General features: G+C 63.7%; 2 pseudogenes. One reads left to right on the top strand and one right to left on the bottom strand.

The features are described 5' to 3' along the window. Positions 1–155, bottom strand: a pseudogene (locus MKK67_RS22755) (EVE domain-containing protein); the annotation flags it as partial. On the opposite strand from MKK67_RS22755, the pseudogene MKK67_RS22750 reads away from it, so the two are divergent. After that, positions 142–281, top strand: a pseudogene (locus MKK67_RS22750) (histidine kinase dimerization/phospho-acceptor domain-containing protein); the annotation flags it as partial. The pseudogenes MKK67_RS22755 and MKK67_RS22750 sit on opposite strands and share 14 nt — an antisense overlap.

Here is a 281-nt window from a genome sequence, read left to right as displayed (position 1 = left end):
CGGCCGGTCGCGTCGGTGTGGTCGGGGTAGTAGGGCCGGATCACCTCGACGATGCCGACCACAGCCTTGCCCTCGTTCGAGTGGTAGAAGAAGCCCCGGTCGCCGACCTGCATGGCCATCAGGTGCTTCTTGGCGAGGTGGCTGCGCACGCCGCTCAACGCCATCCTGGGCTTCTCGGAGGTGATGAAGAACGAGGTGTTCGGCATCCACACGGCGCCGTCCTACCGGGAATACTCGAACGACATCCACGACAGCGGGATGCACCTGCTGAACCTGATCAA

Origin of the sequence: Methylobacterium sp. J-072 (assembly GCF_022829425.1) — a bacterium.
Classification (GTDB): domain Bacteria; phylum Pseudomonadota; class Alphaproteobacteria; order Rhizobiales; family Beijerinckiaceae; genus Methylobacterium.
This window is presented reverse-complemented; position numbering and strand designations above follow the sequence as displayed.